This is a genomic window from Plantactinospora solaniradicis, from assembly GCF_042658085.1.
GTDB lineage: Bacteria > Actinomycetota > Actinomycetes > Mycobacteriales > Micromonosporaceae > Plantactinospora > Plantactinospora solaniradicis.
Map to the genome: position 1 here is coordinate 239,827 of NZ_JBHSPR010000010.1, position 12,091 is coordinate 251,917.

Below are 12,091 nucleotides of genomic sequence, written 5' to 3' on the forward strand. Positions count from 1 at the left end.
GGGCCACCGTCCGATCCGTCTCTAAGGAATCGAGACAGGCGCCGAAAGGTAGCTCCAGCGGCCTGCTCCGGTCTCAGGCCGTGGCCAGGTCAGAACGCGTCGGTCGACCGCGTCAGACGCTCGGTGGTGGTCGTCTGGCCGATGCGCTGGCCGCAGTTGCCGCATTTGTGGCCGGTGCCCATCGGCTCGGCCGGCACGGCGACGAGCGCGGTACCGTCTCCGTTGTCGTCGGCGTAGCCGGCCTCACCTCGGCAGTACGCGTGACCGGTCGCGTCGTGTACCCATCCGGTGGTGGTGCTCTCCTCCCAGTTGCTCCAGTCGGCGAACTGGGCGAGGTAGAGACGCTGGCTGTCGAACACGCGGGCGCCGCTCGTACCGGCGCCGATCGGCCACCGGACCATGCAGGAGTCGCAGAGCGCCCACAGCGTCTTGCCGTCGTCGAACCGCTCCCGATCCTTGCTGCTGGCGCACTTCGGACAGTGGTTCGACTCCTGGCCGTCCGGCGTCGTGTGCGCCGTGAGTCCAACCAGGTGCCCGATACCATCGGCGGCGGCGGCCAGCGCCTCCGCGTCGGTCACCATCGGCATGGTGTCCCACGTCCGGGCGTACCCCCTGAGCGCCACCGGGACCGGATCAGGCAGGTCGAGCCGAGAGCAAATCTCGTCGATCGGCACGAGGATCGCGTTCCACATGCCGCGCCACTGCGTCATCACCCACAGGTCGTGAGCGGGCTCCATGGATGCACCCGGCTGGTCCGCGTAGTAGTCGTGGGCGGGGTGGCGGAGGTACGCGGATTCGACGGCGAGACACGCATCAGCCCACTGCCGGCCGACGGGGTCCACGAACAGCGCCCGGATCCGGACGGTTCCGGCCGCGAAGATCGTGCCCATCCCGCCGAGCCAGCGGAGCCCGGTCTCCTTCTCCAGTTCGGCCCGCTGGATCCCGTTGTACCGGGTGATCGCGGCGGTGAGTTCGTCGTCGGCGGCGGTCTGTGCGGCGCTCGGCCGAGTGAGGATCGTGGTCATGACGGGGTACCTCCGGAAGGGGTGGAGTCGATGAACGCGTCGGCGGCGCGGGCGTACGCCGGGTCCCGGGTCTCAAGGGACATCAGGTAGAAGGCGCGCTTCTTGCACGGGTCGCAGCCGTCGACCCCGCAGGGCTCCAACGGCCGGCGGCGCTCGTAGTACGTCTCCCCGCTGGGCAGCTTCTGCTCCTCCAGCGGGAGCACGTCGTCCGGGATGTCGTCGAGCCGGAGGTACCGGTCGAAGATCACACCGTGGCTGTCGCGGTACACGTACCGGACCAGGTCACGGCTCGGACGGCCGAACAGGTAGTGCGCGACAGTGGTGTCCTCGCACAGCACGCAGCCCGAGCAGCGGTCACCGCCGCCTCGACCACCGCGCTGCTCGATGCGCTGCGCGCCCCGGATGGCCTGGTCGACAGCCGCTTGAACGCGGGACGTATGCCCACCTTCGGATGCGGCAGCCTGGTTAACCTGCAAATTTGCATCTTTTCGGGCTGCCGCGTCGCCGGCGGCGTCGGTCGTCACGCCCGTGACGGCCACGTACATGTCCCGCAGCTCGTCGTTCTGGCTCCGGCAGTCCTCGCCATACGCGCCATTGGGCCACTTCAGGATCTCGCCCACCCGGTCGGTGAAGAACACCTTCCGCACCGGCCCGAGGAACGCTTCGTCCCCGCCGGACTGCTGCTCGAACTGGAGCCACGCGGTGGTGAGCCAGCCGACCACCTCGTTGACGGGGTGGCCCTTCATCAGCATGATGAGCAGCTTCTTGTCGAGCTGCCGGATGGACGTCTGGATTGCCGCTTCCAGGTGGGCCAGGCGGGTACGGGCAACCGCCATCAGGTTCGGGTCGACCGGGACCGGCTGCTGGGGAACTTCCCCGCGCAGTTCCCGGCGGACCGATCCGACCGTCTTGTGGTCGCAGGACAGCAGCCGGCCGATCTCCCGGTCGGACCGGTCCGGGTTCGCCTCGATCTCGTCGGCGATCAGCCTCCGCTTCTGCTCCCGAGACAGGTGCCGCCGAGCGAGGTTAAGCGTCCGGGCCACCGTCCGGGCCTGGTCGTCGTCGGCGACCTGGACGACGTCGACCCGGTACTCCACACCGAGTTCGTCGGCGATCCAGGCCCGGTTGTGGCCATCGAGGATCCGGCCGTGCTGGTCCTTCACCACCGGGACCAGCACGCCGAACTCCTGGATCTCCTGCCGGAGGCTGGCGTACTCCTCCTCCGTCAGCTCCGGCATCACCTGGAACGGCTCGTTGCCCGTCATGCCGCAGCCGCCCACTCGTCGGCGATCGACTTCCGCAGCTCGAACAGGTCGGCCAGATCGGGCTCCTGCCTCATGATCATGCGGCTGTAGAACGGAGCCAGGTTGTTATTGATCTTGAAGTCGGGGTCGTTGGTCTTCATCGCGATCTCCCACCTGACCCGCTCGACCAGGCTGTTGATCCCGAGCTTCTGGCGACCGGTCCGGCTGACCCACTCCCGCGCCAGACCGACCATGACCTGGTAGACGGCCGGGTTGCTCTCGTGGAACCGCGTGAACTTCTCGGCCGGGGTCAGCTCGACGTCCCCGTCCAGCGCGGTGACCCGGTACTCCCGGCCACCGTGCCCGACGACGTCCTTCGCGGGGTCAAGGTGCAACCCACACACGAACCGGCTGGCGAGCAGGTCGTCGGCGTCCCCGACGGCCTGCACGTGCCAGACGGCGACGTCGGCGGCGTTGTAGTCGCAGGTGATGTTCACCGGCCGCGCCGCCCGGAGAAGGTGGCGACGGCGCCGATCAGCGACACGGCGGCGGCGGCCCCGACGAAGACGGCGGCGATCCCGTCGCCCACGCTCACGTCCGGGCTGTTGGCGAGCATCACCACGATGACCACGGCGGCGATGACGGTGCCCACCGCCGACAGGCTCACCATCACCGGGTGACCCGGGCCGAGCAGGGCGTCCAGCACACGGTTGCGCTGGTCCGGCTGCTGTTCTTCAGTTACCTTGGACATCACGAACTCCTTGTTTGGGCCCGGCCGGTGGTGGCACACCGCGTCCGGGCCGTTTCGTTCCCGCCGGCTACTGCGCGGCGGAGTCATTGGCCGGGCCCAAGATCAGGGCCTTGACGGCGTACGTCGGCACCACGACACGGCGACCGACCCGGATCGCGGGGAACGGCAGTTCGCCCGCGTGGTACAGCTCCCAGGCTTTGTTCTTGCCGCAGCCAAGGGCGATCTGGCACGCCTCGACCAGGCCGATCCGGACCGGAAGCGCCTCGACCTGCTCGAACGTCGGAGCCGTACGGGCGCTCACGGCTGAGCCGGTGCCGGATGCGGTGAGGATGCCTTCGCCTCTTCGAGGTACCGATCGACCTCGGTGCGTGGGTAGGCCACCCGCCCCTCGATCCGGAACCAGCCGCGCGGGCCCTTGCCGAGGCTCCGCCACTGGCGGAGGGTGCCGGTCGGACGGTTGAGTACCGCCGCGACCTGCTCTGTCGTCATCAATTCGCTGGTCTCGCTGTCGCTCACAACGTCCCCTTCAGGCGTCGCGCACAGAACCGCTCGGTCAAGCATCAGGCTCAGCCCCGCTCGAACCTAGATCAGTTCACCATGCTCACCGCGTGACGTCAAGCGGGTCTGTCCCCGGCGCTTCAACCTTGCTACGGTGAACGCCATGAACGCAGCAGACGACGGTGTACGCCCCGAGGACTGGTCGGGACCGGGGCTGCCACCCGTCCCCTTCCGCCAAGCCGTCGGTGGGGCGATCCGACGGCTGCGGCAGGAGTCCGGCCGGACTCAAGACGACGTTGCGCGGTCGGCTCGCGAGGCCGGAGTGGCGTGGGACAGGTCCAAGGTGGCCGCGCTGGAGCGGGGCGAGAAGGCGATCACTGCCGAGGAACTGATTCTTCTGCCGTACGTGCTCAAGACCGCAGGGGTTCAGTTCCATGACATCGTGGAACTATTCGGGCCGCCCGACCAAATGGTTGGCCTCACTCGGAGGGCATTTCCTGTCCGACCATCGGAGATTGCTTGGATGCTGCGCGGCATGCCGCGCCCGCCTACACGGGACCCCTCCGAAGTCGGCCTTCTGTTCGGGTTGATTCCGGTCGCGCCTGGAACCCGCGTCATCCTGCCTGATCCCGACGAAGAGGACGCCGCGATCAAGCGAATTGCCGAGCTAGGTTTCGCTGACCTCAGCTACCACGCCTTTCAGAGGGCAGCCGCCTTCTCGGGTGAGGCCGAGGAAAAGGCGGCCCGGAAGTTCGGTGAGCCAAAGGCGGTTATCGCTGGGATCGCTGCCGCACTGTGGGGGAAGTCGCTCACCCAAGAACGTGACGAGCGGGTCTTGAAGGCGATCGGCGACGACCTAGACAGCCTGACGCCACGCCAGATCCAGGCCACGCGGGGCCACCACACGCGGAAGCTTCTCACCGAGATGGAGATCCGCCTCGCTGATGCGGCGCACTCCAAGGCACAGAGGCGAGTCACGGATGTCACGGCGCTCTACGAAGCCGTGTACGGGGCGCGCGAAAAGGCACGGGAGAATGGCAGCCCACCGGAGGAACTGGCGCGACTGAAAGCTGAGTTGGACATGGTGCGGGCTGGCCTGGTTGATGCCATGGACGCCCTCCAGGATGCCGACCAGATGGTCCACAGTGCGCGTCTCGATCGGGATCAGGTAGTCGACACGGCCATTGACCGACTCAACGAATTGATCGACAGCGGGCAGCTCGATCTGAAGCGCATCGAGAGACGGAGGCGTAAGAAGGCATGAAAGGATCGATCAAGCGTTACTGCACGTGCACCGATCCCGACACCGGCCGGCAGCTCAGCCCGAACTGCCCGGCGCTCAAGTCCGATTCCAAGCATGGATCGTGGGCCTACCGCGACCGGCTCCCGACGACGGACGGCGTGAAGCCGAAGCCGTTCCAGCGGCGCGGGTTCGCCACGAAGACGGCGGCGGGCAAGTTCCGCAGCGACGTCTACGCCCTGCTCGACCTCGCCCGGGGCGACACCGCCACGGAGAACCGGCTCGGCGACTTCGTGTTCGAGAAGACGAAGCGCGGCGGGCAGCTCCCCACCGTCGAGGACGTGAAGCGCCGGCTCGGCATCGGCACCCAGTTGGACCGCAGCTCGACCGTCGCCGAACTGTTGGAGCAGTGGTACGCGGTGAAGAAGCGGGCGAAACGGGACTCGACGCTGCACACGTGGCGCGGCCACCTGGACAACTGGCTGCTGCCGTTCCTCGGCGAGTTCCCGGCCGAGCGGCTGTCCGCGCTGCACATCACCGACCTGTTCGACATGATCGACGAGTGGAACGCCGAGATCGTCAAGGCTGAGCAGGAGGGTCGGGCGCCGGTGCTCCCGGGCGACCGCCGGCCCCGGCCGAGGAACTGCGGCGTGGCGACGCAGCGGCGGATCTTCGCCACCCTGCGGAACGCCTACAACTGGGCGATGAAGGCGAAGCCGGTCCGCCTGGTCGACTTCAACCCGTGCGACGGGGTGGAGATGCCGGGCGAGTACCGCGACCCGGAGTTGACGTGGGACCCGGAGCAGGTCGGCACCTTCCTGGAAGGCACCACCGACGACCCGCTCCACGACCTGTACCGCCTGGTCCTGCTGCACGGTCCTCGCCGCGGTGAGGCGGTCGGCGCCCGCTGGGCTGGCTACGACCACCCGACGCGGATCCTGCGGGTCATCCGGCCCCTGGTGCAGGTTGGTGGGCGGCTGGTCGAGTCGCGGCCGAAGTCCCGGGCCGGTGAGCGGGTGCTGTTCCTCGACGAGGGCACGAGCGACGGGATCCGGTCACTCCGGCCGCAGCAGGCACGGAACCGGCTGCTGCTCGGCGAGGCGTACGAAGATAACGATCTGATCTGGTGCCGCGAGGACGGGACGCCCTACTCCCCCGAGTACGTTTCCCGACACTTCAAGGATCTCGCCAGGGGTCTGGGGCTGCCGGTGATCAAGCTGCACGGTGGTCGGCACACGGCGGCGACCCTCCGGTTGGAGGCGGGTACCGACATCCGGGTGGTGTCCGAGCAGATGGGACACAGCAAGACGGGGATCACCCGGGACCTGTACCAGCACGTTCGCCGGGCGGTGCTCGACAAGGCGACGGACGCGGTGATCGAGCTGCTCCCGAAGCAGCAGCGACGCAGGAAGGCGACAGGCTGATGCGCGCTGTGTCCATGGTGTGTCCAGCCAGCGGGGTTGATCTCGACCCCCGGCGATCTTCGGAACGGCGCACCACCTACGATCAGGCACGGAACATCGCTGCTGGCCAGGGAGGCGGGCAGGTGCCTGGTGGTCCTCACGGTCTTCAAAACCGATGTGACCGAGTAGCTCGGTTGGGCGGGTTCGATTCCCGTACGCCTCCGCCATCGGCGTCCGGCCGGCGGCATCCCGGTGCGGTGCCGATGACCCCTTCCTCCGTGGGCGTCCGATCGATGATTACTGAGGGTTGTCGCCCTTAACAGACAGTGCCGATCTTTGCTGCCGCTGTTATCGCCCCGTGATGAACTCGATTGCGTTCCAGCACGTCAGGTCCCCTAGAGTTGCGTCACCGATTCAGCGGAATCCGGTGTGACAGACCAAGGACGAGACGGGTGGGGGCATGACCGAGCGGAGCGAGGCGGGCGAATTGAACGGTACGACCGACCAACCGCTCATCAGGCTTGACGGGGTCAACAAGTGGTTCGGCCCGTTGCACGTGCTGCAGGACGTCGACCTCTCGGTACAGCGCGGCGAGGTCGTCGTGGTGATCGGCCCCTCCGGCTCCGGCAAGTCGACGCTGTGCCGGGCGATCAACCGCCTGGAGCCGATCAACTCCGGGACGATCACCTTCGACGGACGACCGCTGCCCGCCGAGGGGCGCCCGCTGGCCCGGCTGCGCAGCGAGGTCGGCATGGTCTTCCAGTCCTTCAACCTCTTCGCCCACAAGACGATCCTGGAGAACGTCACGCTCGGGCCGATCAAGGTACGCAAGGAGAAGCCGGACGCTGCCCGGGAGCGGGCGCGCGCCCTGCTCGACCGGGTCGGCATCGGCAGCCAGGCGGACAAGTTCCCCGCGCAACTCTCCGGCGGGCAGCAGCAGCGGGCGGCGATCGCCCGCGCCCTGGCCATGCAGCCCAAGGCGATGCTCTTCGACGAGCCGACCAGCGCCCTCGACCCGGAGATGGTCGGCGAGGTGCTCGAGGTGATGACGTCGCTCGCCGGGGAGGGCATGACGATGGTGGTGGTGACGCACGAGATGGGCTTCGCCCGGCACGCTGCCAACCGGGTCATCTTCATGGCCGACGGTCAACTCGTCGAGGACGCTCCGCCCGCGGAGTTCTTCGCCAACCCCCGCAGTGAGCGGGCCAAGGACTTCCTGTCGAAGATTCTGACGCACTAGGCGTCCAGTGTGGAGCGCCCGGTCGGTTGACCGGCGCGCTAAGTCGAAGAAGGGGTAGGGGTATGCGAATCACGCGCGTGGCGGCGATTGCCGCAGTCGCGGCACTCTCGTTCACCGTCGCCGCCTGCGGCGGTGACGACGGCGGTACCGGTACGGGCGGCAGCACGGCATCCGGAATCATCGGCAAGGCCGAATCGAACAAGAAGCTGGTCATCGGCGTCAAGTCCGACCAGCCCGGCCTGGGTCTGCAGACCGGTAGCGCGTACGAGGGCTTCGACGTCGAGATCGGCAAGATCATCGCCAAGGGGCTGGGCGTCGAGGCGAGCGGCATCGAGTGGAAGACCACCACCACCCCGAACCGCGAGCCGTTCATCCAGCAGGGCACCGTCGACCTGGTCATCGCGACCTACACCATCAACGACGAGCGCAAGCAGAAGGTCAGCTTCGGCGGACCGTACTACGTCGCCGGGCAGGACCTGCTGGTCAAGTCGGACAACACCACGATCGTCGGTCCGGAGTCGCTGGACGGCAAGACGGTCTGCTCGGTGAGCGGCTCGACCCCGGCCAAGCGGATCCAGACCGAGCACCCGAAGGCGAAGCTGCAGCAGTTCGACGCGTACACCAAGTGCCTCCCGCAGCTGGAGAGCGGCAAGGTCGACGCGGTCACCACCGACGACATCATCCTCGCCGGGTACGCCGCCCAGCCGCAGTACGCCGGCAAGTTCAAGGTGGTCGGCAAGCCCTTCTCCAGCGAGCCGTACGGCATCGGCCTGAAGAAGGACGACAAGGCCGGCTGCGAGAAGGTCAACGAGATCCTCAAGGCCGCCGCGACGGACGGCAGCTACAAAGCCGCCTGGGACAACACCCTCGGCAAGAGCGGCACCCCCGCCCCGACCCTGGACACCAGCAAGCTGACCAACTGCCCCGCCGTCTGATCGATCGGGGGCCGGCGGCGTACGCCGCCGGCCCCGGTCGTTGTCCAGGACTGATGTGGTCTTCAGGAGCGAGGAATGCACGTATTCAGTGATTCGGCGAATCTCGACGCCACGGTGGCGGGATTCCTCTGGATCCTCAAACTGACCGGTGCCTCCGCGGTGCTCGCGCTGGTGCTCGGCGTGATACTGGCCGCGATGCGGGTGTCGCCCATTCCCGTGCTGCGCCTGTTCGGCGCCGGCTGGGTCAACATCTTCCGCAACACCCCGCTGACCCTGATCGTCTTCTTCTGCTACTTCGGGCTCTACACCACGCTCGGCCTGACCCTCTCCGACGATCTCGCCCGCAACACGTACTGGCTCGGGGTCATCGGGCTCTCGACCTACACCGCCGCCTTCGTCTGCGAGGCGATCCGCTCCGGCATCAACACCGTGCCGACCGGACAGGCCGAGGCCGCCCGTGCGATCGGTCTCACCTTCGCCCAGACCCTGCGGATCGTGGTCCTGCCGCAGGCCGGCCGGGCCGTCGTCGCACCGCTGGGCAGCATCATGATCGCGCTCTGCAAGAACAGCACGATCGTCGGCACCATCGGCCTGCTGGAGTCGTCCAGCGTGATGAAGGACCTGATCAACGCCAACGGCGACGCTGTCGTACCCATCTTCCTGGTCTTCGCCGGCGCCTTCGCGCTGCTGCTGGTGCCGACGGGATACTTCTTCGGTTGGCTGGCCAACCGGCTGGCGGTGAAGCGCTGATGAGCAACACGGTCCTCTACGACCACCCCGGCCCCCGCGCGCGGATCCGCAACGCCGTCCTGACCGTCGTCTTCAGCATCGCCCTGCTCGCGCTGCTGTGGTGGATCTACCGCAAGTTCGACGAGGCCGGCCAGTGGGCGGGTGCGCTCTGGGAGCCGTTCGCCCAGTCCAACACCTGGATGAACTTCATCCTGCCCGGCCTCGGGCAGACGCTCCTCGCCGCCGTCACCGGCATGGTGCTCTCGCTCAACTTCGGCATCATCTTCGCGGTGGGCCGGCTCTCCGAGCACTGGTGGATCCGCGTGCCGGCCGGCGTGGTGGTGGAGTTCTTCCGGGCCGTACCACTGCTGTTGATGATCTTCTTCATCTTCTTCGGCGTGCCGTTCCTGATCCAGGGACCGGTCTCCGCCTTCTGGGCGGTCGTCGTCGGGCTCACCCTGTACAACGGCTCGGTCCTCGCCGAGGCGTTCCGGGCCGGCATCCGGGCCGTCCCCCGGGGCCAGTCCGAGGCGGCGTACGCCATCGGCATGCCCAAGAGCCTGGTGATGCAGCACATCCTGGTGCCGCAGGCCGCCCGGTCGATGCTGCCGGTGATCGTCAGCCAGCTCGTCGTCCTGCTCAAGGACACCGCGCTCGGCTACATCGTGGCCTTCCCCGAGCTGCTCCAGCGGGGCGTCAACGACCTGTCCGCCAACTACGGCAACGTCGTCGCCGCCGCCATGGTGATCGCCGTGATCTACATCATCATCAACTCGCTGCTCACCATGCTCGCCAACTGGCTCGACCGGCGGAGCAGCCGGCGGGGCGGACGCACGCCCAAGGTCACCGGCCTGCCGGTGGTGCCGCAGGAGAGCGGCGGCGCCGTCAGCGTGGCGACTCCAGGTACCAACTGACGCCGGTACTGGCGGTCGACCCGCTCGCCGCGACGCGAGCCCGGTCGGCCGCCAGTGCCGCTTCCGCCCTTCCCGCTTCCGGTACGACGATCCGGTGCGGCGCGGGATGTCAGCGGGCGATCTCGGTGACCCGGGACTCGCGTACCACGGTGACCCGGATCTGACCCGGATAGGTCAGCTCCTCCTCGATCTGCTTGGCCACGTCCCTGGCCAGCACCGCGGCGCCGATCTCGTCGACGTCGTCCGGCTTGACCATCACCCGGATCTCCCGACCGGCCTGCATCGCGAAGACCTTCTCCACGCCGGACTTGCCGGCGGCGATCTCCTCGATCCGCTCCAGCCGCTTGACGTACGCCTCCAGGCTCTCCCGCCGCGCGCCCGGCCGACCGCCGGAACAGGCGTCCGAAGCCTGGGTCAGCACCGCCTCGATGGTCTGCGGCTGCACCTCGTTGTGATGCGCTTCGATGGCGTGCACGACCTCCTCGGCCTCACCGTACTTGCGGGCCAGGTCGGCGCCGATGAGGGCGTGGCTGCCCTCCACCTCGTGCGTGAGCGCCTTGCCGATGTCGTGCAGGAACGCGCACCGCTTGATCGTCGGTGCGTCGAGGCGCAGCTCGGCCGCCATGATCCCGGCAATGTGCGCGGTCTCCACCAGGTGCTTGAGCACGTTCTGCCCGTACGACGTCCGGTAGCGCAACCGCCCCAGCAGGCTCACCATCTCCGGATGGATCTCGGTGATGCCCACCTCGACCAGGGCGTCCTCGGCGGCCCGCTGACAGAGCCGCTCCACCTCGTGCTTGGCGGTCTCGAAGACCTCCTCGATCCGGTGCGGATGGATCCGGCCGTCGAGCACCAGCTTCTCCAGCGTCAACCGGCCGATCTCCCGGCGTACCGGATCGAAGCAGGACAGCAGCACCGCTTCCGGGGTGTCGTCGATGATCAGGTTGACTCCGGTGACCGACTCGAAGGCCCGGATGTTCCGCCCCTCGCGGCCGATGATCCGGCCCTTCATCTCGTCGCCGGGCAGGTGCAGCACGCTGACGACACTCTCCGCCGTCTGCTCACTGGCGACCCGCTGGATGGCGTCGACCACGATGTGCCGGGCCCGTTGGTCGGCGGTGTTCCGGGCGTCGGCCTCGATGTCCCGGACCAGGATCGCGGCCTCCCGCTTGGCCTGGCCCTCGATCGCGTCGACCAGTTCGACCCGGGCCGCGTCGGCGGTCAGGCCGGCGATCCGCTCCAGTTCCCGCTTCTGCTGCTCCTCCGCCTCGGCCAGGGCCGCCTCCCGGGTGACCAACCCAGCCTCCCGGGCCGCCAGTTCGGCCGCCGCCGCGGTCAACCTGCGCTCCCGCTCGGCGAGCCGCTCCACCTCCTCGGTATGCAGCCGCTCCCGCTCGTCCATCCGCTGGGCTCGCCGCTCGACCTCGGCGGCCTGCTCCCGGGTGGTGGAGGCGAGCAGGGAGATCTCCCGCTCGCCGCTGCGCCGGGCCGCCGCGCGTACCTGCTCGGCATCGGTCTCGGCCTGCCGGTGCGCCCGGTCCAGCACCGTGTCCGCCTCGGCGCGGGCCGCGTCCAGCACCCGCTGTGCCTCGGCTCGCGCGGCGCTCGCCTCGGCCTTCGCGGCGGCGGCGTCCGCCCGAGCCGACGCGGCTGCGGACTTGGCGGTGTCGACGCTCGACGACGCCTCGTCGGCGGCGGTCCGCAACGCCGCCAGCGACTGTTCCTGCCGGTCCTTCTCGGCGACGAACGCGGGGTCGTCCACGGCCGGTGCGGTGCTCACCGTGCCGATCCGGCGGAGCGCGCGGGCGCCCAGCGCCATCGCGGCGAGCACCAGCACCGCCAATCCGACGATCGCGGCCAGCAGAGCCCATTCGAGGGTGCTCACGCCGTCACCCCGCCGCGCTCGGCGCTGCCGCGAGGCCCGACACCGAGCAGCCCGATTCGCTCGCTCACGCCGTCACCTCGCTGCGCTCGGCGCCGCCGTGAGTCCAGGCGCTGAGCGGGCTGACTCGCTCGCTGCGCTCGCTCATGCCGGCGCCTCGACGCCACTGGCTCCGCTACTGTCCCTGGCCCGCTCGGTCATGGCCGCCTCCCCTTTGCCGTCCGGCGCCG

Annotated in this window: 13 protein-coding genes and 1 tRNA gene; 7 read left to right on the top strand and 7 right to left on the bottom strand. The window is 68.6% G+C overall.

Annotated features, from left to right (window positions below; all coding sequences use genetic code 11):
* Positions 1-89: 89 nt before the first annotated feature.
* The 6 genes from ACFP2T_RS13585 to ACFP2T_RS13610 all read right to left on the bottom strand — a co-directional run bounded on the left by ACFP2T_RS13585 (position 90) and on the right by ACFP2T_RS13610 (position 3,536).
* A complete protein-coding gene (locus ACFP2T_RS13585; RefSeq protein ID WP_377421348.1) occupies positions 90-1,025 on the bottom strand; it encodes a hypothetical protein in 936 nt (311 codons plus the stop codon).
* On the bottom strand, positions 1,022-2,290 hold the full coding sequence (locus ACFP2T_RS13590; RefSeq protein ID WP_377421350.1) for a ParB N-terminal domain-containing protein: 1,269 nt from the start codon (positions 2,288-2,290) through the stop codon (positions 1,022-1,024). The genes ACFP2T_RS13585 and ACFP2T_RS13590 overlap by 4 nt, the downstream gene beginning before the upstream one ends.
* Complete coding sequence (locus ACFP2T_RS13595; RefSeq protein WP_377421352.1) at positions 2,287-2,766, bottom strand: hypothetical protein; 480 nt, start codon at positions 2,764-2,766, stop codon at positions 2,287-2,289. Before ACFP2T_RS13595 ends, ACFP2T_RS13590 begins: the two co-directional genes overlap by 4 nt.
* Positions 2,763-3,020 carry a hypothetical protein gene (locus tag ACFP2T_RS13600; RefSeq protein WP_377421353.1) on the bottom strand — a complete coding sequence of 86 codons (258 nt, stop codon included), beginning with the start codon at positions 3,018-3,020 and terminating at the stop codon, positions 2,763-2,765. Before ACFP2T_RS13600 ends, ACFP2T_RS13595 begins: the two co-directional genes overlap by 4 nt.
* A gap of 67 nt (positions 3,021-3,087) precedes the next feature.
* On the bottom strand, positions 3,088-3,321 hold the full coding sequence (locus ACFP2T_RS13605; RefSeq protein ID WP_377421355.1) for a DNA-binding protein: 234 nt from the start codon (positions 3,319-3,321) through the stop codon (positions 3,088-3,090).
* On the bottom strand, positions 3,318-3,536 hold the full coding sequence (locus ACFP2T_RS13610; RefSeq protein WP_377421356.1) for a helix-turn-helix domain-containing protein: 219 nt from the start codon (positions 3,534-3,536) through the stop codon (positions 3,318-3,320). The genes ACFP2T_RS13605 and ACFP2T_RS13610 overlap by 4 nt, the downstream gene beginning before the upstream one ends.
* A 145-nt stretch (positions 3,537-3,681) precedes the next feature.
* Here ACFP2T_RS13610 and ACFP2T_RS13615 point away from each other — a divergent pair, with 145 nt between their 5' ends.
* From ACFP2T_RS13615 to ACFP2T_RS13645, 7 genes are all read left to right on the top strand, one after another.
* A complete protein-coding gene (locus tag ACFP2T_RS13615) occupies positions 3,682-4,782 on the top strand; it encodes a helix-turn-helix domain-containing protein (protein WP_377421358.1) in 1,101 nt (366 codons plus the stop codon).
* Positions 4,779-6,182 carry a site-specific integrase gene (locus ACFP2T_RS13620; protein ID WP_377421359.1) on the top strand — a complete coding sequence of 468 codons (1,404 nt, stop codon included), beginning with the start codon at positions 4,779-4,781 and terminating at the stop codon, positions 6,180-6,182. Before ACFP2T_RS13615 ends, ACFP2T_RS13620 begins: the two co-directional genes overlap by 4 nt.
* A gap of 110 nt (positions 6,183-6,292) precedes the next feature.
* Positions 6,293-6,388 (top strand) — tRNA-Sec (locus ACFP2T_RS13625).
* 233 nt (positions 6,389-6,621) lie between these two features.
* A complete protein-coding gene (locus ACFP2T_RS13630) occupies positions 6,622-7,401 on the top strand; it encodes an amino acid ABC transporter ATP-binding protein (RefSeq protein WP_377421361.1) in 780 nt (259 codons plus the stop codon).
* Between the two features lie 62 nt (positions 7,402-7,463).
* Positions 7,464-8,336, top strand: a complete 873-nt coding sequence (locus ACFP2T_RS13635; RefSeq protein WP_377421363.1) for a glutamate ABC transporter substrate-binding protein — start codon at positions 7,464-7,466, stop codon at positions 8,334-8,336.
* A gap of 75 nt (positions 8,337-8,411) precedes the next feature.
* Positions 8,412-9,086, top strand: a complete 675-nt coding sequence (locus tag ACFP2T_RS13640; RefSeq protein WP_377421365.1) for an amino acid ABC transporter permease — start codon at positions 8,412-8,414, stop codon at positions 9,084-9,086.
* Complete coding sequence (locus ACFP2T_RS13645) at positions 9,083-9,979, top strand: amino acid ABC transporter permease (protein WP_377422790.1); 897 nt, start codon at positions 9,083-9,085, stop codon at positions 9,977-9,979. Before ACFP2T_RS13640 ends, ACFP2T_RS13645 begins: the two co-directional genes overlap by 4 nt.
* A 109-nt stretch (positions 9,980-10,088) precedes the next feature.
* Here ACFP2T_RS13645 and rny read toward each other — a convergent pair whose 3' ends face one another.
* Positions 10,089-11,798: a ribonuclease Y gene (gene rny / locus ACFP2T_RS13650; protein ID WP_377422793.1), complete on the bottom strand. Its 1,710-nt coding sequence runs from the start codon at positions 11,796-11,798 to the stop codon at positions 10,089-10,091.
* Positions 11,799-12,091: the final 293 nt, after the last annotated feature.

What these genes read in the sequence shown, in the direction of transcription:
- ACFP2T_RS13585 (WP_377421348.1), bottom strand. Translation starts at nt 1,025, where the DNA reads ATGACCACGATCCTCACTCGGCCGAGCGCCGCACAGACCGCCGCCGAC.
- ACFP2T_RS13590 (WP_377421350.1), bottom strand. Translation starts at nt 2,290, where the DNA reads ATGACGGGCAACGAGCCGTTCCAGGTGATGCCGGAGCTGACGGAGGAG.
- ACFP2T_RS13600 (WP_377421353.1), bottom strand. Translation starts at nt 3,020, where the DNA reads ATGTCCAAGGTAACTGAAGAACAGCAGCCGGACCAGCGCAACCGTGTG.
- ACFP2T_RS13615 (WP_377421358.1), top strand. Translation starts at nt 3,682, where the DNA reads ATGAACGCAGCAGACGACGGTGTACGCCCCGAGGACTGGTCGGGACCG.
- ACFP2T_RS13620 (WP_377421359.1), top strand. Translation starts at nt 4,779, where the DNA reads ATGAAAGGATCGATCAAGCGTTACTGCACGTGCACCGATCCCGACACC.
- ACFP2T_RS13630 (WP_377421361.1), top strand. Translation starts at nt 6,622, where the DNA reads ATGACCGAGCGGAGCGAGGCGGGCGAATTGAACGGTACGACCGACCAA.
- ACFP2T_RS13635 (WP_377421363.1), top strand. Translation starts at nt 7,464, where the DNA reads ATGCGAATCACGCGCGTGGCGGCGATTGCCGCAGTCGCGGCACTCTCG.
- ACFP2T_RS13640 (WP_377421365.1), top strand. Translation starts at nt 8,412, where the DNA reads ATGCACGTATTCAGTGATTCGGCGAATCTCGACGCCACGGTGGCGGGA.
- rny (WP_377422793.1), bottom strand. Translation starts at nt 11,798, where the DNA reads ATGGCGCTGGGCGCCCGCGCGCTCCGCCGGATCGGCACGGTGAGCACC.